The sequence below is a fragment of the Parabacteroides chongii genome, assembly GCF_029581355.1.
GTDB classification, from domain to species: Bacteria; Bacteroidota; Bacteroidia; order Bacteroidales; family Tannerellaceae; genus Parabacteroides; species Parabacteroides chongii.
This window is the reverse complement of sequence record NZ_CP120849.1, coordinates 4,490,194-4,511,547: the sequence shown is the minus strand read 5'-3', so window position 1 is coordinate 4,511,547 and position 21,354 is coordinate 4,490,194. Positions and strand designations below refer to the sequence as shown.

At 40.2% G+C, this 21,354-nt stretch carries 17 protein-coding genes and 3 tRNA genes; 17 read left to right on the top strand and 3 right to left on the bottom strand.

Annotated elements, in window-relative coordinates; all coding sequences use genetic code 11:
* The first annotated feature begins 40 nt into the window (after positions 1–40).
* The gene (locus P3L47_RS17030) at positions 41–589 is read left to right on the top strand and encodes an AAA family ATPase (protein WP_122359964.1); all 549 of its coding nucleotides are present in this window, start codon (positions 41–43) and stop codon (positions 587–589) included.
* 127 nt (positions 590–716) lie between these two features.
* Positions 717–3,269, top strand: a complete 2,553-nt coding sequence (locus P3L47_RS17025; protein WP_277781536.1) for a DUF5686 and carboxypeptidase-like regulatory domain-containing protein — start codon at positions 717–719, stop codon at positions 3,267–3,269.
* A 196-nt stretch (positions 3,270–3,465) separates the two neighbouring features.
* Here the strand turns inward: P3L47_RS17025 and P3L47_RS17020 are convergent, their stop codons facing one another.
* Together P3L47_RS17020 and P3L47_RS17015 are read right to left on the bottom strand one after the other, a co-directional pair.
* Positions 3,466–4,701: a BamA/TamA family outer membrane protein gene (locus P3L47_RS17020; protein ID WP_277781535.1), complete on the bottom strand. Its 1,236-nt coding sequence runs from the start codon at positions 4,699–4,701 to the stop codon at positions 3,466–3,468.
* Positions 4,702–4,791: 90 nt separating this feature from the next.
* On the bottom strand, positions 4,792–6,426 hold the full coding sequence (locus tag P3L47_RS17015) for a PAS domain-containing sensor histidine kinase (RefSeq protein WP_277781534.1): 1,635 nt from the start codon (positions 6,424–6,426) through the stop codon (positions 4,792–4,794).
* Between the two features lie 215 nt (positions 6,427–6,641).
* Here P3L47_RS17015 and P3L47_RS17010 point away from each other — a divergent pair, with 215 nt between their 5' ends.
* The 4 genes from P3L47_RS17010 (at position 6,642) to P3L47_RS16995 (ending at position 9,317) form a co-directional block, all read left to right on the top strand.
* Positions 6,642–8,957 (top strand): patatin-like phospholipase family protein, encoded by a 2,316-nt coding sequence (locus P3L47_RS17010; RefSeq protein ID WP_122359960.1) that lies wholly within the window; start codon positions 6,642–6,644, stop codon positions 8,955–8,957.
* 75 nt (positions 8,958–9,032) lie between these two features.
* Positions 9,033–9,109, top strand: a tRNA-Arg gene (locus P3L47_RS17005).
* 29 nt (positions 9,110–9,138) lie between these two features.
* Positions 9,139–9,215: transfer RNA gene (locus tag P3L47_RS17000), tRNA-Arg, on the top strand.
* Between the two features lie 28 nt (positions 9,216–9,243).
* Positions 9,244–9,317, top strand: a tRNA-Arg gene (locus tag P3L47_RS16995).
* Between the two features lie 10 nt (positions 9,318–9,327).
* Here the strand turns inward: P3L47_RS16995 and P3L47_RS16990 are convergent.
* Positions 9,328–10,266, bottom strand: coding sequence for an amidohydrolase family protein (locus P3L47_RS16990; RefSeq protein WP_277781533.1), 939 nt, complete (start codon positions 10,264–10,266; stop codon positions 9,328–9,330).
* A 198-nt stretch (positions 10,267–10,464) separates the two neighbouring features.
* On the opposite strand from P3L47_RS16990, the gene P3L47_RS16985 reads away from it, so the two are divergent.
* The 11 genes from P3L47_RS16985 (at position 10,465) to P3L47_RS16935 (ending at position 21,275) form a co-directional block, all read left to right on the top strand.
* Positions 10,465–11,382: a helix-turn-helix domain-containing protein gene (locus tag P3L47_RS16985; protein ID WP_277781532.1), complete on the top strand. Its 918-nt coding sequence runs from the start codon at positions 10,465–10,467 to the stop codon at positions 11,380–11,382.
* A gap of 119 nt (positions 11,383–11,501) precedes the next feature.
* Positions 11,502–12,638: an N-acetyltransferase gene (locus P3L47_RS16980; protein ID WP_277781531.1), complete on the top strand. Its 1,137-nt coding sequence runs from the start codon at positions 11,502–11,504 to the stop codon at positions 12,636–12,638.
* A gap of 11 nt (positions 12,639–12,649) precedes the next feature.
* The gene (locus tag P3L47_RS16975) at positions 12,650–13,870 is read left to right on the top strand and encodes a beta-ketoacyl-[acyl-carrier-protein] synthase family protein (RefSeq protein ID WP_277781530.1); all 1,221 of its coding nucleotides are present in this window, start codon (positions 12,650–12,652) and stop codon (positions 13,868–13,870) included.
* A 22-nt stretch (positions 13,871–13,892) separates the two neighbouring features.
* Positions 13,893–14,144, top strand: a complete 252-nt coding sequence (locus tag P3L47_RS16970) for an acyl carrier protein (RefSeq protein ID WP_122359955.1) — start codon at positions 13,893–13,895, stop codon at positions 14,142–14,144.
* The gene (locus P3L47_RS16965) at positions 14,137–14,562 is read left to right on the top strand and encodes a hotdog family protein (protein WP_122359954.1); all 426 of its coding nucleotides are present in this window, start codon (positions 14,137–14,139) and stop codon (positions 14,560–14,562) included. The genes P3L47_RS16970 and P3L47_RS16965 overlap by 8 nt, the downstream gene beginning before the upstream one ends.
* Before the next feature lie 14 nt (positions 14,563–14,576).
* Positions 14,577–14,957, top strand: a complete 381-nt coding sequence (locus tag P3L47_RS16960; protein ID WP_122359953.1) for an ApeI family dehydratase — start codon at positions 14,577–14,579, stop codon at positions 14,955–14,957.
* A 9-nt stretch (positions 14,958–14,966) separates the two neighbouring features.
* Positions 14,967–16,454 (top strand): phytoene desaturase family protein, encoded by a 1,488-nt coding sequence (locus P3L47_RS16955; protein WP_277781529.1) that lies wholly within the window; start codon positions 14,967–14,969, stop codon positions 16,452–16,454.
* Positions 16,455–16,456: 2 nt separating this feature from the next.
* Positions 16,457–17,185 carry a flexirubin biosynthesis SDR family reductase FlxB gene (gene flxB / locus P3L47_RS16950; RefSeq protein ID WP_122360486.1) on the top strand — a complete coding sequence of 243 codons (729 nt, stop codon included), beginning with the start codon at positions 16,457–16,459 and terminating at the stop codon, positions 17,183–17,185.
* Entirely contained in the window at positions 17,166–17,591 is a 426-nt protein-coding gene (locus P3L47_RS16945; protein WP_122359951.1) for an acyl-CoA thioesterase, read from the top strand. Before flxB ends, P3L47_RS16945 begins: the two co-directional genes overlap by 20 nt.
* 47 nt (positions 17,592–17,638) lie before the next feature.
* The gene (locus tag P3L47_RS16940) at positions 17,639–18,616 is read left to right on the top strand and encodes a CDP-alcohol phosphatidyltransferase family protein (RefSeq protein WP_277781528.1); all 978 of its coding nucleotides are present in this window, start codon (positions 17,639–17,641) and stop codon (positions 18,614–18,616) included.
* 103 nt (positions 18,617–18,719) lie between these two features.
* The gene (locus P3L47_RS16935) at positions 18,720–21,275 is read left to right on the top strand and encodes a DUF5686 and carboxypeptidase-like regulatory domain-containing protein (protein WP_277781527.1); all 2,556 of its coding nucleotides are present in this window, start codon (positions 18,720–18,722) and stop codon (positions 21,273–21,275) included.
* Positions 21,276–21,354: the final 79 nt, after the last annotated feature.

The window sequence follows — 21,354 nt, the reverse complement described above, 5'->3', positions numbered from 1 at the left end:
GTGTTTCCTTTTACCATAACAATCTTAAAGATGACAAAACATGTTGAATAGCAAAGGCTTATATGTTATCACCGGAGGGCCTGGAACAGGTAAAACATCGCTAATAGAAGCACTTGAAAGAGATGGATTAAAAACGATTAAAGAGGTTGCACGAGACATAATCAAAGAACAACAACAGCAGGGAGGAGAGGCCCTGCCCTGGAAAAATACAGGGCTGTATACGAAGATAATGCTGGAACGATCAGTCGATTCGTATCTTACCCATGCAAAGGAAGAAGGTCCTATGTTCTTTGACAGGGGAATACCCGACACATTGGCTTATGCACGGCTGATAGAGTTGGACGACCGGGAGTATGTAGAACTGGCCGTTGATAAATATAGGTATAGTGAACAGGTATTCATACTTCCTCCATGGGAAAGTATATACCACACGGATAAAGAACGTAAACAATCATTTGATGAAGCGGTAGATACGTATTATGTAATGAAAGATGTTTATGAGAAGGCTGGATATACATTGATCGAAGTTCCGGAACTTTCTGTAAAGGCAAGAAAGGACTTTATTATCGATTGTATAAATTCAGTCTAAAAACATCAATTTTGGGGACTTTTAATGAATTTAGTAGTCAATTGGAATATAATCGGTTCAATTTGGAACATTCAGAAAAAAGAATCTGTTATAATTTTGCGGAGTTTAACGAGGGAGTTAATATATAATGGGGAAAAAGATTGTTTTTATTCTGACATTTGTTTTGATAGCAATCGCATCAAAGGGTCAGAACACTATAATAAACGGAATTGTAACGGACTCTATCACGGGAGAAACGTTACCATATGTTTCAGTCATACTGAAGGGTACAACCATTGGGGCAACAACAGACGATGATGGTAAGTTTGCATTAACAACATCATCTAATGCCAAAACTTTATCCATATCCTATCTGGGATACGAAGAGAAAGAGTTTAAAGTCGCTGTAGGAAAGAAGAACTACTTTAAAGTAGCTTTAGCTCCTTCCAGTTACGCTATTTCAGAAGTCATAGTCAAGCCTAAAAAAGAAAAATACAGTAAGAAAGAGAATCCGGCCGTTGCTTTCGTGAAGCATGTGATCGATTCACGTGAGAGTAATGATCCTCGCAATCACGATTACTTCAGTTACAGTCAATACGAGAAGATGGTTTTCGCTATGAACGATTATCAACCGAAGCCCAAGAAAGAAAATGGTAAAGCCAGCAAATTCGACTTCCTGATCGACTATATCGACACACTGGATATCGGAAAAACTATCTTGCCGGTGTCCGAGAAAGAAAAGGTCGAAGGTGTTTTCTACCGTAAAGACCCGAAAGTAGAGAAAAGAGTCGTGCTAGGAGCTAAGTCGGCCGGTGTAGATGAAGTATTTTCACGTGATGGTATGCAGCAGTTCCTGGGCGAAGTGTTCCGTGAAGTAGATATCTTCAAAAACGATATTCCTCTCTTCCTGCAACGTTTTGTAAGTCCGCTGTCCAGCATGGGACCGAATTTCTATAAGTATTACTTGCTCGATACGCTGGAAGTAAACGGGCAGCAATGTGTGGACCTGGGATTCGTTCCTTTCGTATCCGAAGGCTTTGGTTTTACGGGACACTTGTTTGTGACGCTCGATTCTACCTATTTCGTAAAGAAAGCGATTCTGAATGTTCCCAAAAACATCAACCTGAACTTTGTCAGTGGAATGACAATCGAACAGACCTTTGAAAAGACAGAAGACGGAACACGTATTATTACTAAAGACGATATAAATGTAGACTTCAAACTGACCGAGAAGTCGAAAGGCATGTATGCACGAAGGCTCAACATTTACAGCAATCACTCTTTCCTTCCTCCTAAGGATGACGGCATATTCAAAGAAAGTGCTCCTGTCATCACCTTGCAGGATGCTTATAAGCAGACGGAAGATTTCTGGGATCTGAACCGCCCCGAGGAAGCCGGAAAACGAAAACAGAATACGGTTGAGAAACTAATGGCGAAACTACGTTCGGTTCCTATTTTTTATGTGACAGAAAAGGTCGTAACTATCCTGACTTCCGGCTACATAGGAACAAGTACCGATCCTGCTAAAAACAAGTTCGAGATCGGTCCGGCCAATACATTCATCAGTGGCAATGCCATTGAAGGAGCCCGTTTCCGTGTCGGAGGTACGACTACAACGGCGTTCAGCAAACGATTGTTCCTGGAAGGATATGCCGCTTATGGTACTACGGACCGAAAAATCAAATATGACGGCTTGATAGAATATTCTTTTAACGATAAGAAAGAATACCGTAAAGAGTTTCCTGTCAATTCCATTCGCTTCGAATATTTGTATGATATCAACCAGCTGGGACAGCAGTATATGTATACCAACAAGGATAATATCTTCCTGGCCTGGAAACGTCAGAGAGATACGCGTGCTACTTATTTGAGAAATGCCGAACTGACTTACTATCGCGAGCATTACAACGGAATCGCTTACGGAGTGGTTCTTCGTAATAAGAAAGAATACTCGACAGATTATGCCGTTTTCGACAGAATAGAAGCTGATGGCAGCATATCTCCGATTAAATCTTATTCGATGACGGAAATGGAATTTAAATTCCGTTATGCCCCGAACGAGAAATTCTATCAGACCCGTAACTACCGTTATCCGATCACTTTCGATGCTCCGGTAATCACGTTGAACCATATTACTGCACGGAAAGGCGTCTTAGGTGCCGATTATACCTATAACCGTACGGACGTGGGTATCCAGAAACGTTTCTGGTTCTCGGCTTTCGGATACATCGATATTATCGGTAAAGCCGGTAAAGTATGGGACAAGGTTCCTTATCCGTTATTGATATTGCCCAACGCAAACTTATCATATACGATTCAGCCGGAATCCTATACTAATATGAACGCGATGGAGTTCATCAGCGATGAATATGCATCCTGGGATGTTACTTACTTCATGAACGGACTTGTCCTGAACCGCCTGCCGTTGATTAAGAAACTGAAATGGAGAGAAGTGCTTTCGTTCCGTGGTATGTGGGGAAACCTGACGGATAAGAATAATCCTTATTACGGAGGCAAAGACCTGTATCTGTTCCCGGAAGGTTCCTACACTTTAGGAAATACACCGTATATGGAAGCCGGTGTCGGTATCGAAAATATCTTTAAGTTCCTGCGTCTCGATTATGTATGGCGTTTGACTTATCGCGATCATCCGGGCATCCAAACGAAAGGTATACGCTTTATGATGAAGTTGTCATTCTAGCCAGTTTGGTTGAAATATAAATAAAACTTCCGTTATCTTTGCTGGTAGCAGAAGTTTTTTTATGCCGTATCGCTCCCGTTTCTTAAGCAAGAAACTGTAATTCCCTCAGCAGGAAACTGGAGTTTCCTAGTCAGGCAACTACGAGGAAACTGTAATTAACAGATAATTAAACTAGTACCTTGTTTTGACAATTCCGCTAAAAAGCTTCTGTCATGTTCATATAAACCTGCACTCCATCCAGTCCCGGTTCCTTACCTATATCCAGTCGGAAGTTTTTCCCCGGTTGCATTTGTACGCGCAGTCCGGCACCGAAATTCAGTTTCCATTTATTCCAGTCAAAAGGAGTATTGCCGATCGTTCCTGTTCCCATCCAAGCAACAAAACCACATTTAGCCCAAAAGTTCCCGCTTTTGTATTTTGCCGGTGAACCGAACATATGGCGGTACTCCATAATCCCATACGCCATAGATTTATCTCTGTATTTTCCCCAATAATATCCGCGCAGGTCGAAAGGCGAACCAAAAGAGGGTAACTCGGAGTAGGGGACATCTCCCATACCGATCTGACTCTTGGCGATCCATGCCAATGTGCTTCTGGGACGAAACACATTGACAAAGTGACGGTATTCAAGTTCCAGTATCTCATAATTGTAAGCCCCGCCGAGATACTTGCCAAAAGCTTTTATATTACCACTAAGCAATACACCATGGGTCGGTGTGGCTACATCATCACGGGTGTCGTATTGGATCAGTCCGCCGATACCGACATTCAGATATTTCCGTTTGAACAGATTGAAATAGGGATCTTTTTCCATTACCGGATTAATATCTGAGGCATTCGTAAAATTTATATCGAACAACCCTCCCAGGTAAAAGTGGGGGCGAACTTCCCAGACAAAACGGGGATAGAGCTGGAAATAACTTCGATGGTAACGGGTGGTGGAATCACTTCTGTCCACATGCTCGATAGTTTCGTAGCCTTTACCATAATAATGTGCCGGCTCGTTCCTGTATCCGTAGCTGGCATAAATGCGGAACTTATTTTGATTGAAGAAGAACGTTCCGGCTCCGGCAACGACGACTGTGCCATTGATTGAAAGGTTGATACCTGCCGGAAGGAAAGAACGTTGCGAAAGAGTATCGTTCTTATTCATTCTGAAACTGGCCAGTACAGCTCCTCCCACGCCCAAAGATGCTTCAGGTGTATAAGACGGTCCTCCGAGGACTGACCACCATATTTTTTTATGCGCTCTGATGGAATCTTTTCGTAACTGCCGATAGTAGCGTTTAAGTTGCTTTTCGTTCAATTGCTGTCCGTCTACAAAAACAGTATCTTTATGGATCGCATCGGATAGCTCTGTGTTTTGAGCTTTTCCTGATAAAAAAGAGACAGATAGGAATATACCTGTGAAAACGATTAAATGTTTGGACATCGGCTGTTTTTTTATTTTAGGTTGCAAAAGTATGAAAAAGAAAACATACTAACCTACACTTTAGTTCCCAGCCTTTGTATTTCTTTAGGTTTATTCAGTTTTTTGCACCGGAATTTCCATCCAGAACAGGGAACCTTCGCCTTCCTTTGATTCGACGCCGATACTTCCTCCGAACTTCTCGGCTATCATAGCACAGATAGGAAGTCCCAGACCTGTGCCTTGTGCGAATGAATTTAACTTAACGAAGCGGTCGAAAATCTTATCTTTTTTATCTTCCGGTATGCCTATACCGGTATCTTTCACATAAAAACGAATCTTTTTGCCGGCTTCATCCAATGTATATCCGAAGGTGACAGTTCCTTTAAAGGTAAACTTCAACGCATTCGTAAGAAAATTGATCATGACCTGCATCAAACGGTTACGATCCGTATAAATTACGCATTGAGGAAGTTTATGATCAAACAAAACAGTGACCTCCTCCGACTTATTCTTCAGCTTCATCTGGCTTTCGATTTCTTCCATCAGCTCATTTATGTCAGTCTGCGTATATACATAATCCAAAGAGCCGGACTCGATCTTTGCCATATCTATAATGTCGTTTATCAATTGGAGCAGAAGCTCATTATTGGTAGATATGATATGTGCAAATTCCTGCTTTTCTTCCGGATCATCCGACTCCATGAGTAGATTGGAAAAACCGACTATTGCATTCAGCGGTGTACGTATCTCATGACTCATATTGGCCAGGAACGCTGATTTCAAACGATTCGCTTCGTCCGCCTTCTTCACCTCGTACATCAGATGTTCTATTCTCTTCTTGTCTGAAATATCTTCAATCTTCATCAACCCGCCAAGAATGTTCGTTTCCGAATGGTCGAAGACCGGTATCGCACTGATCTCGAATGTGGTTTCACCATCCGAAAACTCATGACGAACAGCCTGCCTTTTTACGATTGCCTCACTAAGCGCACATTGAGCGCAGGGTTCTTTTTTGCCCATAACCGTTTCGTAGCAGATTTTTCCCGGTGTATAGCGACGTCCTTTTGCTTTTCCCTGTAGATTGGACGTAGATTCCCATTGTACCTTATATTCTTTATCAATATAGATCAACCCAAAGTTTATACTGTTCAATACCAGGTTTTGTGTATCGGCAGCATCTTCCAGTTTTTCTTTAGCCTGGATCAATTCTTTTTCATAATCCTTTATCTGGGTAATATCCCAGCGGACGATCAGAAGCCATCTGTTCTTGTCGTGGGAGATGATAGATTTATTTACAATCGTATTATGCACGACACCGTCAGGAGTTACATAGTCTTCTTCAGCTTTGTAGCTTTCACCTTTCCTGACTAACTGCTCATCGACTTTACGATATTTCAAACCTCTCTCTGCACCATAAATATCAAAATCCGTATGTCCCAGAACTTCTTCCCGCCGGGTTCCGGACCGCAATTCTGCTTCTTTATTCCAATAGAGATATTTATAATCGTCATTGATGTCTTTGACAAATACCGGAAAAGGAAGATTATCAAGGATATCGATGCTGAAAAGGCGTTCTTTCACAGTTTCGTCCAGTATTTGCTCCCCAGCCAGCTTGCTTTTGTACTGATTGTTTTCGCGGGTTAATTTCTGATTTCTATACAGTAAAAGGATAATAACAAATACTAGCAGAAGAAGCAGAAGTGATAGGGTTGTTTCTACTGTTACCATCAAAAATATACTATTCATCAAAATAAGCATTCCCATAAAACTGTAATAATTATTTACCCCTTGCAAATTTTGACAAATGTATCATTTATATTTCAAATACTTCTTGAAATTTATTGATTTTCATAATATTTTTCAATTACTCCCCTAAATATTTCCACAATATACAATCAACTCTCCTTGTAGTTTGAGAAATTAGCTTTACATTTGAAGATGTAAACAGAGAAAAAGTGATTATGAAGAAAGTAGCTGTTCTGGCAACCTTTTTTCTGCTCTCCCTGCAACTGCTCAATGCCCAGAAAGTAGGGTTGGTATTAAGTGGAGGAGGTGCGAAAGGTGCTGCACATATCGGGGTAATAAAAGCGCTGGAAGAAAATGGAATACCTATCGACTATATAACTGGTACTTCTATCGGATCCATTATCGGTAGTTTGTATGCTATGGGATATTCGCCGGAAGAAATGCTGGCATTAATGTTGTCCGAAGAGTTCGGTTACTGGCAGACGGGAACGGTTGAGAATGAGTATAAATATTATTTCAAGCGACCGGACCCAACTCCTGAATTTGGTCATTTCTCTATCGACATGACCGACTCCCTGCAGATAAAAGCAAACTTTTTGCCACAGAGCCTTATCAATCCGATCCAGATGAATCAGGCTTTTATGGCTCTTTTCTCGCAGGCAACAGCCAAGGCCGGATGGAATTTTGATAATCTGTTCGTTCCGTTCCGCTGTGTCGGTTCCGATATTTATAATAAGAAAGCAATCATCTTCAAGAATGGAGACTTAGGGGATGCCGTTCGTGCTTCCATGACCTTTCCTTTCTTCTTTCAACCGATTTGGAAGGATAGTGTCCCTTTGTTTGACGGCGGTATTTACGATAATTTCCCGGTCGGTCCGATGAAAGAGGCTTTTCATCCTGATTTCATCTTCGGCTCCACAGTGGCAGGAGGAAACAATAAACCATCCAACAGTGCATACAACCAGTTGGAAACCATGATCATGCAAAAGACGGATTATGATGTTCCCGAAGAAGACGGCATGATGATCAAATTCAGTTTCCCGACTGTCTCCTTATTGGATTTTCAAAAAGCAAAGGAGCTGATGGATATCGGTTATAAACGTACTATGGGTATGATCGATTCAATCAAGCAAAGGGTTCCCCGCAGAGTACCGCTTGCAGAAGTGAATATGAGAAGGGCTGCTTATAAGGAAAGTTTGCCTCCATTGATTTTTCAAAATATCTATGTGACAGGGGTTTCCGAATCACAGCGTAAATATATTGAATCGCAGTTGCATCGTGATATGAATCATGACTTCTCGATGGAAGAATTTAAGCGGGCTTATTTCAAGATGCTTACTTCTTCGAAGATCAGGGAGATTATGCCGCATGCGGTCTACAACCGCAGAGAGAAAAAGTTCGACCTGTATCTGGACGTAAAAATGAAAGAAGAGATAACGGTTGGCTTCGGCGGCAATATTTCATCACATCAGGCAAACCAACTATTCTTGGGACTGGGGTATCAATACCTGGGTCGATTTGCTGCGGATGTCAATGCCAATTTCCAGGTGGGAAACTCTTTTAGCGGAGTATTGCTGAATGGACGAATTTATTTGCAGACTAAAATTCCGACTTATCTTAATTGGGAGGGGGTATATTCCGATAAAAGATATCAGGAAAGCCAATCTCTGTTCTATGAAGATGTTCTGCCGGCCTTTATACAGCAAAAAGAACTGTATACAAAAGTGAAGTTAGGATTTCCATTCCTGAATAGGGCGAAATCAGAAATAGGATTCGCTTACGGGCAGCTGAATGATTATTATTATCAAAGCAACAGCATGATGCTCCCAAATTCAAAATTTGATCATGGCTGGTACAATCTATTTAGCGGTTCACTCAGTATCGAGCGGAATTCACTGGATGCAAAACAGTATCCTATATCCGGACGAAAGCAACAGTTGATTGCACAGTATGTCACAGGAACGGAGAATTATGATCCTTCATCTCAAACGAACGAAAATCGGTCCTTCAAGAAAAAAGTTCATAGTTGGTTGCAGCTGAAAGGGGAGTGGCAGCATTATGAAGTATTAAGTAATCGCTTTAATCTGGGACTCCAGGGGGAATTGGTCGTGTCAAGCAAAAATCTGATGAATAACTATACGGCATCGGTTTTACAGGCTCCGGCATTTACTCCTACGCCACATAGTAAAATCGTTTTCAACGAAGCTTTCAGGGCGAATCAATATTTTGCTGCCGGAATTTCACCTATCTATAAATTCAGTAAGCTTCTGCATTTCAGGCTGGACTTATATGGTTTTGCACCATTATATGAAATAAAGAAAGAAGTCAAAAGTGAAAATCCATATGTGGCAGCTCCTTATTATGGTAAATTTCTTCATTCATTTAAATATATGGGGGAGGCTGCTCTAGTTCTTCAATTGCCTTTTGCATCTATCAGCCTGTATGCCAACGGGTATAGTTATCCGGCTAAGAATTTCAACTTCGGGCTGAATATCGGTTATCTGATCTTTAATCCAAAAATGTTGGATTAATTTGAAAAAAAATAGCGCAAAGCCTTGCAGGTTTAAAAGAAATCGCTACCTTTGCACTCGCAATCACGAAACAATGGCCGCGTAGCTCAACTGAATAGAGTAGCTGACTACGGATCAGCCGGTTACAGGTTTGAATCCTGTCGCGGTCACCATTCGAGATTACAGTTTAAACACAAAGATTGGCCGCGTAGCTCAACTGAATAGAGTAGCTGACTACGGATCAGCCGGTTACAGGTTTGAATCCTGTCGCGGTCACCATCTGAGATACAGTTTAAACTTAAAGATTGGCCGCGTAGCTCAACTGAATAGAGTAGCTGACTACGGATCAGCCGGTTACAGGTTTGAATCCTGTCGCGGTCACACATAAAGACTATATTTGCATAGAATTTCTTCTACAATATTCAATAATGCTTTTATAGTCTTCATATTTACTAACTTCCAGTATTTTCATATTCTTTTCTATTTTATCTATTGAAGTAAAAGGATAATCACTTCCATATAGAATATGATTTTTATCAGCAAATCTTCTTAAATAATCAATCCGATTCGTTGGGTCAAAAAATACGGTATCGTAATGTAAGCTTTTTAAGTGTGATTCTATACCATTAGTCGTATTTTTGGATGGACCGAAAGTATAATTCCCTAAATGAAGGATACCGTATTCCATTTCCTGAAAGAAAAAAGACACATTTCCACCTCCATAGGGTAGGATAAAACGTATATTGGGATACCGATGCATAATTCTGTTGAATGTAAGTTCACATGCCGCTTTGGTTACTTCGGCTATCAACTCGTAAGTATGTTTATTCGTTTTCTCAGTCTTTGTCATACAAACATCAGGATGAAGAAAAACGGTTGCCTTACGCTCATTCAGCCCCTTGTATAATTCGTTATAAATATCGCATCCCGGATATATACCAGAAATACAAGTAGGTAATAAAACGCCGTTTAAATGCAATATATCCAAAGCATATTCCATTTCCTGTATCATCATTTCCGTATTTCGGGAAACCGGGAGGGAGGCAAAGGCTCCCAGACAGAAGTACTTATCCACTAATTCTGCATAATACTCATTTATACGGGTGCACAAGATAGCATATTCTTTATCTGATAATAATGGAAAATTTGCCGGATAGGATAGGATACTTTTAGTTATTCCATATGTTTCCATCATCTTTAGGCTTTCAGATATATCATGAAAACGTATTTCTTCTTTCATGACTATTTGCTTTATCTTTTCATCCAGCGACAACAATGGTAACGGATTATAATGATGATGGACATCTATAAGTAAATTCGTGTTTTTCATACTCATCTCTGTTTTTCCTTTTTGTTGTAAAATTGATGAAAAGATGTATGCATTGTGTGTTCTCAAATGTGCAACAAATGTTCCGTTATGCTTCTAGTGTCTCAAAATCAGGAAAATAGAACACTTTCAGGGGAATATGAAGTATATTGGAATAGCTTGATCAGACTATATTTGCACAGAGTTGAAAATCTGAAAAATATGGAAAGAGAAAATACAATTCGGCAAGTAGGTATAAATGATATTGTAGATGCCAGTGAAAAGATCAATGCGGGTATAACTTATACCGATAAAGACATTATTGTAATAGAACACCTGGAGGACATGACGGAACGCGGATCTATCAAGCTGTCGAAAGATATGATTATGATAATGGCTTGTCAGGAAGGAAAGATGCATATAAATTTGAATGGCAAATTCTATACTCTACACCCGCATGAAGTTTTGATTTGCAGACCTAATATTATTTTATATGATCATGAAAACATCTCTTACTTCAAGGGTAATGCTGTGTGCCTTTCTACCCGGATTGTCCAAAATATCCTTCATAATGGAAGTGATATTTGGAATAAGTTCCTGTTGTTCAGTCAAAATCCAGTCATTTGTATAGGTGAAGATAGTCAACAATTGTTTTCTCTGTACTCTGAGATAATACGTTTAAGACTGAAGCTTCCCCAACGGCCTTATCATAAAGAGATCATGACCGCTTTTGTGAAAGCAGCAATCTATGAATTGTTGGCGGATCTGGATCATAATACGGTTGAATCAATTCCAACTTCCATGAAACAAGGTGATATCTTATTTAAGAAGTTTATAGAAATACTGGTAAACAGTGAAATAAAACAACGTACCCTGAACTATTATGCGGATAGGTTATTTGTCACTTCCAAATATCTTTCAACAGTCAGTAAACAAGTCAGTGGGAGAACGGCAATGGATTGGATCAATGAATATGTCGTAGACGATATTCAGCATTTACTAACACATACGGATAAGTCTATTAAAGAGATATCCGAATACCTGGAGTTTTCCAATATTTCCTTTTTTGGAAAATATGTAAAGTCACATTTGGGATGTTCTCCTAAAGAGTTTCGTAAACAGTTAGGATATAAAAAATGAGCTCATATCTCCTGCACTTTTCCGGAAATATTCTCAAATTCTTCAATATTGGTGGATAAGTCGCAGCTATTTTTACTCGCTTTGGAATTAAATAAACCTTTCATAAATTTACTCTCATTATGAAAATTGTTAATGTAAAAAAGGTTGGAATAAAACGCGAAATGGACGATTTCGTGAAGTTTCCAGGCAGGTTATATGCTGGCTGTCAATACTATGTACCTGACTTGGAAATGGATATTCGCGAAACGTTTGATCCGTCTAAAAATGCAGGACTGGAGTTTACCGATATACAACCTTTCATTGCATACAACGAAGGAGGGAAGCCTGTAGGTCGCATTGCCGGTATTATCAATCACCATGCAAATGAGAAGTGGCAAAGAAAAAATGCCAGGTTTGGCTTCATTGAATTTATCGATGATCCGGAAGTATCAGCCGCTTTACTAAAAGCAGTGGAACAATGGGGTAAAGAACGGGGGATGGAATATATACAGGGACCGATGGGTATTTTTGACTTTGACAAGGAAGGTATGCTCATTGAAGATTTCGATAAGTTGGGGTCGATGATTGCGATATATAACTATCCTTATTATCCCGAACATATGGATGCTTTAGGCTATGAGAAAGAGGTAGACTGGGTACAAGTGTATATTGAAGTACCGAAAGAGGTCCCTCCAAAATATACTCGCGTAGCCAAACTGGCAAAAGAGATGTTCGGATTGCATGTCAGGAAGTTGACGAATACAGATATATCAGAGCATGGGTACGGAAAAAAAGTATTTAACTTATTGAATGTTGCTTATGCACCTCTTTTCGGGTATACTGAACTATCTGACAAACAGATTGATCTATATATTAAACGATACCTGCCTTTGGTTGATAAACAATTGTTGCCTGTTGTCGAAAATGAAGAAGGTGAAGTTGTAGGAGTAGCAATAACAATGGGCAGTTTGTCACATGCACTGCAAAAAGCTAAAGGAAAACTTTTCCCTTCAGGATGGTATCACTTGGTTCGGTCCTTGAAATGGAAAAGAGAAGAGAAAGCTGAACTTTTATTAATGGCAGTTCGTCCGGATTATCAGGGGTTAGGTGTAAATGCACTGTTTTTTGATGATCTTATACCGATCTATAATAAATGTAACTTTAAGTGGGCAGAAACAGGTCCGCAACTGGAAGATAACATCAGAGAACTGACACAATGGAAACCTCTGCATCCCACTTTTACCAAAAGAAGGCGATGCTATAAAAAGAAATTATAAACGAAAAAAATATGGAAAAAAGAGTAGTGATAACGGGCATGGGCATATGGTCATGCCTGGGAAAGACACTTGAAGATGTACGCGATTCGCTGTATAATGGGAAGAGTGGCATCATCTTTAGACAGGAACGTAAGGATGCCGGATTTCGTTCCGCTTTATGCGCTAACATAGAACTACCTGACATCAAGCCGTTTCTTCCGCGAAATTTGCGACAGTTCATGCCCGAAGAAGCACAATATGCCTATATGGCGACACGTTCGGCTTTGGAAAATGCCAAACTGGATCAAGACTATATAGATGGTCACGAGGTGGGTATTATTTATGGAAACGATTCTGTTGCTGAAGCGACTATGCATGCACTAGACAAGTTTCGTGAGTTCAAAGATACATCAGCTTGTGGAAGTGGTGCCATTTTCCAGTCTATGAACTCCACTGTGTCAATGAATCTTGCCTGCCTGTTTAAACTACGCGGTATCAATCTGACAGCCTCAGCGGCTTGTGCTTCCGGTTCGCAGGCAATAGGTTTGGCACAGACCCTCATATGCAGTGGCTTACAGGATTGCATCATATGTGGGGGTGCTCAGGAGGCCAATTTATACAGTGTTGCTTCGTTCGATGGTATTCAGTCGTTCTCCATGCGGGAAGACGAACCGGCGAAAGCCTGCCGTCCGTTCGATCGTGACCGCGATGGTTTGGTTCCAGGAGGAGGTGCTGCAACGGTAATACTCGAAAGTTACGAACATGCTGTGAAACGAGGTGCACCAATACTTGCAGAAATAGTAAGTTGGGGATTCTCTGGTAACGGAGATCATATCTCTACTCCGAATGTAGCCGGTCCCGCTCGTTCATTGGAATTATGCCTGAAGAATGGAGGTATAACTACACGCCAGATAGGTTATATCAATGCGCATGCCACTTCGACACGTATTGGTGATCTCAGGGAAGCATCTGCCATAGCACAAATATTTGACGATTACAAAGTGCCGGTGACTTCTACCAAAAGCCAGACAGGTCACGAGATGTGGATGGCCGGAGCCAGTGAATTGATTTATTCGATGCTAATGATGAAGAACGGTTTTATAGCCGGAAACATCAACTTTGAAAATCCCGACGAAAAAATGGCTTCCATCAATGTCGTACCGGAAACATACGAAAAACATTTCGACATATTCCTTTCCAATTCGTTCGGATTTGGTGGAACAAACTCAACCCTTATTGTAAAAAACTTATAATAAACAAATAAAATAGATTATTATGACACGTGAAGACATTATCAAACAGGTAAATGCTATATTGGCAGAAGAATTTGAAGTCGATTCTAACCTTTTTACACCGGATGCAAATGTTAAGGATACGCTCTCGCTAGACAGTCTCAGCCTGGTGGATCTTGTGGCTATCATTCAACAAACCTATAAAATAAAAATACCGGCAACTGATTTGCGGGAAATTCAGACTTTCAATAATCTCTATGACTACATAGAATCGCACTTCGGGCAGAATGGATAATAAAGATATAAAGAGGCTGATACCGCAACGTGATCCTATCATAATGGTCGATAAAGTACTGGATGTGAACGGTGATGCAGCCGTAACTACGCTCACAGTCAGGTACGACAATTATTTTATAGATGAAGACGGTCTGCTGGCGGAGTCAGGGCTTATAGAACATATTGCTCAGTCGGCTTCGGCCTTTGCAGGGCACAAGGCAATAACTGCAGGAGCTATTGTTCCTCCTGTAGGTTACATCGGTGAAATAAAAAAATTTCATTGTTATCGCCGTCCGTATATAGGAGCAGAATTGCGTACAACAATTATTCTTGGAACAGAAATAGCAGGGGTGACCATCATCACCGGTGAAACTCGCCTTCAAGATGAGATAATCGCTGATACGCAAATGAAGATTTTCATTAGGCAAAATAATTGAATTACATATTTGACATGCTGTTAGAGAATAAATATTATAAAATAACCGACATATGCAATAAAGAATTGAACGCAGTTTTCCGCATCGTCTTTTTGTCCGATTGTGATGTTTATCGCGGCCATTTCCCTGATAATCCGGTCTGTCCAGGAGTTTGTAACATTCAAACCATCAAAGAATGTGCAATGTTGTTGACTGGTGAAAAACTGTTGATCAGTACTATTAAGCAATGCCGTTTAACAGCAGTTGCTTCACCTGTCGTTTGTCCGGAAGTGAATGTGACAATAGGTATCTCACTTACAGACAATGGATTTACCATCACTGCAACAATAGTTGATACGGACAGAACATACATAGAGTACAAAGGAGATATGATTATTGACAGAACTCAGCAGTAAGAATACGAAATGAAATACGATGTAATTATCATAGGCAGCGGATTGGGGGGATTGGAATGTGCCCACATTCTTTCACAAGCCGGAATGAGCGTCCTTTTGCTTGAGAGAGGAACACAAGCCGGTGGCTGCCTTCTTAGCTACAAACGGCATGGTATAGCTTTCGACACCGGGTTCCATTATGTAGGAGGACTCGACGAAGGCCAGTCACTCCATTTAGCTTTCAGACATTTGGGCTTGTTACATCTTCCTTGGCAACGCCTTGATCCTCACTTTGACCGGGTGACAATAGGGGAGCGTACCTTTGCTTTTGCAGAAGGATATGATATGTTTGCCAAGACATTGGCTGCTGATTTTCCTACCGAACGGGATGGTCTGAATAAATATGTAAATATGCTGAAACAGGCAGAAAAACATCAGTTTGATGCATTGAACCCCCAAATCAGTAAACCATCACAGTTTTTCAATCTTTTTGAAACAAGTGCTTATCACTATTTAACAGAGACATTTCATGATCCGTTACTTATAAACATACTCAGCGGCACTTCTCTGAAAATGGAATTACGAAAAGAATCACTTCCGTTGTTTACTTTCGCTCATGGTAACAGTAGCTTCATCGAAAGTAGCTGGCGATTGAAAGGCGATGGTTCACTGATCGTAAACTCATTGGTTAATGATATCCGTAAATATGGCGGCAAGATCATTTGTAATACCGAGGTACAGGAGTTAGTGGAAAAAAACGGAAAACTCGTCTATGCTATATGTTCTAATGGTGAAACTTACGAGGGGAGCATTTTCATCAGTAATGTTCATCCTGCAGCAACTTGTAATTTAGTAAAACAAAGCGATAGGATGAAAAAAATCTATCGTAATCGCCTGGCTAGTATGGAAAATACTTTCGGTATGTTTACCGTATCGCTTTGTCTCAAAGGCCAAAGTCTTAAATACTTCAACTGGAACCAATATGTTTATAAACAACCTAATGTATGGACATTCTATCTTGAAGATGGTCCGGTCAATGGAATACTGATAAGCTGCCGGATTCCGGAAGATGGCAGTGAATACCTACAACAGTTGGATTTGCTCACGCCGATGACCTGGGATAAGTGTGAACAGTGGAATCACACAAAGGTCGGATGTCGTGGAAATGAATATAAAGCAATGAAGAAACGTGTTGCCGATGAATGTATCACACTTGCTGAAAAGTTCATACCCGGACTCCGGGATATGATCACCGGCTACTATACCAGTACACCGCTCACTTACCGCGATTACACTCTAACTCCGGAGGGATCTGCTTATGGTCTACGTAAAGATTACAGGGATCCGGTGATAACCTTGCTCTCACCGCGTACACCTATTTCAAACTTGTACCTGACTGGGCAGAATCTTATGCTGCACGGTCTGCATGGCGTAACAATGACAACACTCTTTACCTGTGCGGAGATACTGGGAAAAGAACATATATGGAATATAGTAAAGAACCAAAAAGAAATATAACAATGAAGTATGCATTAGTAACCGGAGGCAGTCGCGGGATTGGTCGTGCTGTCTGTGTGAAACTGGCCCAAATGGGCTATCACATCATTATTAATTACGTAAACAACGCAACAGAAGCTGAAAAGACACTTGAACTGGTACGACAAGCAGGGCAGGATGGTGAAATGCTCAAGTTCGATGTGAGTAACCTTCAGCAAACCCGTGAAGCTCTCGACTCCTGGGAGATGGCCCATACAGAAGAATATATCGAAGTACTGGTGAATAATGCGGGCATACGTCGTGACAATGTTATGGCGTTCATGCCAGAAGAGGACTGGAGCTGTGTACTCGACATCACACTTAATGGTTTCTACAATGTGACACAGCCGCTACTACAATCTATGCTAGTTCATAGATTCGGTCGCATCATAAATATGGCAAGCGTAAGCGGTATCAAGGGAATGCCCGGACAGACTAACTACTCTGCGGCAAAGGGAGGAATTATTGCAGCTACAAAAGCTCTGGCCCAGGAGGTTGCACGTAAAAATGTAACAGTCAATGTTGTTGCACCAGGTTTTATCAAGACAGATATGGTAGAGGGACTCGACGAGGAAACCTTGAAAAAAACGATTCCTGCTCATCGCTTTGGAACTCCTGAAGAAGTTGCTGAAGCTGTAGGATTTTTAGCATCAAAAAACGCCGGCTACATTACTGGCAATATAATTTCAATCAATGGAGGACTTTATACTTAAAGATATTTGTCGCGTACAGGTGAAATTCAGCGAGATAGACTCTATGAAAAGGGTCTGGCATGGGACATATGTTACCTATTTTGAGGATGGACGTGAATCATTCGGACGACATTATCCAGGTATAGGCTATGCAGACATGCAACATGCCAATATTTATGCGCCCATTTATGATATCCATATCAAATATTATGCGCCCCTTGCCATAAATGAAACGGCCATCGTGCATACGCTTTATATCTACAAGCCGGGAGCACGGCTTGATTACAGTTATGAGATATATCGTGAACATGACCATATACTATGTGCCGTTGGAAGTACCGTACAGCTGTTTATCGATCCTAAGGGAAAATTAATGGTAGACAAACCTGATTATTATCAAAAATGGCAGGATAAATACCTGAAGTAGGTATGAATGATATTGTAATAAATAATGAATCAAAATCGAATAAATTTATGACAGAAAATGTCAAATCCACTTATAAGTCCAATGATACAGAAGAATGGCTCGATACCGTTTGGACACGTCCCATAGGTTATCAATGGGCACTTTTCTTCAAACGACTGGATATTCACCCAAATACAGTAACAGTTCTTTCAATGATCATCGGTACAGGATCTGCTTTCTTCTTTGCACAAGGTTCTTACCGAACAGAGGGAATGAATGGATTATTGTGTAATGTAATAGCCATATTATTATTGGCCTGGGCTAACTTCTACGACAGTGCAGACGGGCAATTGGCCCGTATGACGGGAAAGAAAACCCAACTCGGACGGATTCTCGACGGAGCTGCCAGTGAGGTATGGTTTATTCCTATCTATCTTGGTCTCGTCTATCGGTTCTATATTCATCACGAACTTGAGTTTAGCCTTTTGGGTATTGAGAACAATCAACAGAATACGCTGATCATTACATTGATACTCTTTGTATTGGCGCTGTACTCCGGTTTTGGTTGCCACAGCCGTCAATGTGGGCTTGCCGACTATTATCGGCAGATCCACCTCTTTTTCCTAAAAGGGGAGTCAGGTAGCGAACTTGATAGCTCGATCCAGCAGCAAAAAATATACAATGAAACACCCTGGAAGGGAAACTTACTTTGGAAAGTATTTCTAAAAACCTATGTAGGTTATACCAAAAATCAGGAAATACGAACTCCGAACTTTCAATTGTTGATGGAAAAGCTTCGTGAAAAATATGGAACAACAGAGAATATTCCACAATCTTTCCGTGACAAGTTTCGCTCACTTTCACTACCGATGATGAAATGGACTAACATTCTTACGTTCAATACTCGTGCCATCGTATTATATATTACTTGCTTGATTGATTTACCATGGATTTACTTCTTTTTTGAGATTGTCATAATGACAGCGATCTATTATCACATGCGTTTCAAACATGAAAAATTCTGCAAAGAACTATGTTCTCAATAGAATATTATACGCGTATTTCGGGACACTCGATAAAAAAGAGACTGTCGTACTTTTGTAATGTTTTGTTTAGGGGTAAAGTAGAAATTGATGATAGGATGTTGTAATGGGAAAAAAGATTGTTTTTTTGCTGATATCCTTGTTCTTCGTCTGGGAAATAAATGCTCAGAATACGACAATAAAGGGTATCGTAATCGATTCAATTACTGGAGAAGGACTACCTTATGTCTCTCTCATATTCAAGGGTACGACTATAGGAACAGCTACCGATGGTGATGGGAATTTTTCATTCTCAACTGTAATTTCAGCTCGGATACTGGAAGTATCGTATCTGGGATATGACCCGAAAGAGGTGAAAATTGCTTTGGGAAAAACAAATGACTTAAAAATACAATTGGCTCCGAACGGAATTATATTGAATGAAGTGGTTATCAAACCCCAAAAGGAAAGATACAGTAAAAAAGAAAATCCGGCTGTCGAATTTGTGAAGCAGGTGATTGCTTTGCGGGAAAGCAATAATCCTCGCAATCATGACTATTTCCGGTACGACCAGTATGAAAAAATGATCTTTGCAATGAATGATTATACTCCAAAACCTAAAAAGAACGGTAAGACTGGAAAATTTGATTTTCTGATTGATTTTATTGACACGTTGGATATAGGTACGACTATTCTTCCTGTTTCTGAAAAAGAAAAAGTCGGAACGGTTTATTATCGCAAAAATCCGAAGTCAGAGAAATTTATTGTGAAAGGTAACAAATCATCCGGAGTAGATGAAGTTTTTTCCCGCGACGGTATTCAGCAATTTCTGAATGAAGTGTTCCGGGAAGTCGATATTTTCAAAAATGATATACCTTTATTTCTGCAGAGATTTGTAAGTCCGCTTTCTACGATTGGACCGAACTATTATAAATACTATTTACTCGATACACTGGATGTGAGCGGGCAAAAATGCGTGGATCTGGGTTTTGTACCCTTCAATTCAGAAACATTTGGTTTTACCGGTCATCTTTACGTGACACTTGATTCTACCTTTTTTGTTCAGAAAGCAATATTCAATGTGCCTAAAGACATCAACCTGAATTTTGTATCCAGAATGACAATCGAGCAGGCTTTCGAACGTATACCGGATGGTACTCGTATTATCACAAAAGACGATATCAGTGTGAACTTTAAGTTAAATGAGAAAACTAAGGGAATGTATGCACGACGGTTGAATATTTACAGCAATCAATCCTTTGAGGAACCTGATGCTGAACAGGCCCGGATCTTTAAAGAAAGTGCACCTGTTATAACCTTGAAAGAAGCATATCAGCAGCCAGAAGATTTTTGGACAGACAACCGACCTGATGAAGCAGCTAAGAAAAATCCAAACTCGGTGAAAAATTTGATGGCGAAACTTCGTTCTGTTCCAGTTTTTTATGTAACAGAAAAAGTTGTTTCGACACTAGTGTCTGGCTATATCGCAACAAATAAAGACCCAATGAAAAGCAAATTCGAATTTGGTCCAATGAATACAACAATCAGTGGTAATTCTATTGAAGGTGCCCGTTTTCGTGTAGGAGGAACAACGACACCGGCATTCAACAAAAATTTATTTTTCGATGGTTACATGGCATATGGAACAAAAGACAAGAAGCTGAAATACAATGCTCTTGTAGAATATTCATTCAATGATCGTAAGGAGTTCCGCAAAGAATTTCCATTGAACTCAATCCGTTTTGAATATATGTACGATATCAATAAATTAGGACAACAATATATGTATACAAGTAAAGATAACATCCTTTTGTCAATAAGACGTCAAAAGGATACACGGGCTACGTATCTCCGTCAAGCTGAGTTGACTTATTCTTATGAACATTACAATGGCCTGTCATATAATACAATTGTACGCAACCGTCGTGAATATGCCACAGAATATGCTGTTTTCGATCGTATCAACACAGACGGAACCATCAGCTCTCTTAGACATTACGATATGACTGAACTGGAACTGAAGTTTCGTTATGCTAGAAATGAAAAGTTTTATCAGACACGCAACAATCGTATTCCAATTACATACGATGCTCTAATTTTTAATTTCAGCCATGTGATGGCCAAAAAAGACCTGCTAGGCTCAGCTTATGATTATCATCGTACAGATATTGGTGTTCAGAAACGTTTATGGTTCTCGGCTTTCGGTTATCTCGATATTATAACCAAAGCAGGAAAAGTGTGGACCAAAGTTCCATATCCGTTATTGATCCTGCCGAATGCCAATCTATCCTATACTATTCAGCCGGAAGCCTATACGAATATGAATGCGATGGAATTCATCAATGATGAGTATGCATCCTGGGATTTAACATATTATATGAATGGAAATCTCCTGAACCGTCTTCCCCTTATCAAGAAGTTAAAAGCAAGAGAAGTCTTTGCTTTTCGCGGTTTGTGGGGACATCTGACAGATAAGAATAATCCTGCGAAAGGGAGGGAGGGACTGTATCTTTTCCCTTATGGTTCTTATACATTGGGCAAAACTCCTTATATGGAAGCTAGTGTAGGTGTTGAAAATATCTTTCAGTTCCTTCGTATTGATTATGTATGGCGTTTGAATTATCGTGATCATCCAGGTATTCAAACAAAAGGAGTTCGCTGTACAATGAGACTGTCGTTCTGAATCTTTCATAATCATAATAGTTCCGTAAAAGAAAAAGGCATCCGTATTGCAGATGCCTTTTTTCTATACCATAGTGAGA

Coding starts and splice junctions, on each gene's coding strand:
- P3L47_RS17030 (WP_122359964.1), top strand. CDS start 41: ATGTTGAATAGCAAAGGCTTATATGTTATCACCGGAGGGCCTGGAACA.
- P3L47_RS17025 (WP_277781536.1), top strand. CDS start 717: ATGGGGAAAAAGATTGTTTTTATTCTGACATTTGTTTTGATAGCAATC.
- P3L47_RS17020 (WP_277781535.1), bottom strand. CDS start 4,701: ATGTCCAAACATTTAATCGTTTTCACAGGTATATTCCTATCTGTCTCT.
- P3L47_RS17015 (WP_277781534.1), bottom strand. CDS start 6,426: ATGAATAGTATATTTTTGATGGTAACAGTAGAAACAACCCTATCACTT.
- P3L47_RS17010 (WP_122359960.1), top strand. CDS start 6,642: ATGAAGAAAGTAGCTGTTCTGGCAACCTTTTTTCTGCTCTCCCTGCAA.
- P3L47_RS16990 (WP_277781533.1), bottom strand. CDS start 10,266: ATGAAAAACACGAATTTACTTATAGATGTCCATCATCATTATAATCCG.
- P3L47_RS16985 (WP_277781532.1), top strand. CDS start 10,465: ATGGAAAGAGAAAATACAATTCGGCAAGTAGGTATAAATGATATTGTA.
- P3L47_RS16980 (WP_277781531.1), top strand. CDS start 11,502: ATGAAAATTGTTAATGTAAAAAAGGTTGGAATAAAACGCGAAATGGAC.
- P3L47_RS16975 (WP_277781530.1), top strand. CDS start 12,650: ATGGAAAAAAGAGTAGTGATAACGGGCATGGGCATATGGTCATGCCTG.
- P3L47_RS16970 (WP_122359955.1), top strand. CDS start 13,893: ATGACACGTGAAGACATTATCAAACAGGTAAATGCTATATTGGCAGAA.
- P3L47_RS16965 (WP_122359954.1), top strand. CDS start 14,137: ATGGATAATAAAGATATAAAGAGGCTGATACCGCAACGTGATCCTATC.
- P3L47_RS16960 (WP_122359953.1), top strand. CDS start 14,577: ATGCTGTTAGAGAATAAATATTATAAAATAACCGACATATGCAATAAA.
- P3L47_RS16955 (WP_277781529.1), top strand. CDS start 14,967: ATGAAATACGATGTAATTATCATAGGCAGCGGATTGGGGGGATTGGAA.
- flxB (WP_122360486.1), top strand. CDS start 16,457: ATGAAGTATGCATTAGTAACCGGAGGCAGTCGCGGGATTGGTCGTGCT.
- P3L47_RS16945 (WP_122359951.1), top strand. CDS start 17,166: ATGGAGGACTTTATACTTAAAGATATTTGTCGCGTACAGGTGAAATTC.
- P3L47_RS16940 (WP_277781528.1), top strand. CDS start 17,639: ATGACAGAAAATGTCAAATCCACTTATAAGTCCAATGATACAGAAGAA.
- P3L47_RS16935 (WP_277781527.1), top strand. CDS start 18,720: ATGGGAAAAAAGATTGTTTTTTTGCTGATATCCTTGTTCTTCGTCTGG.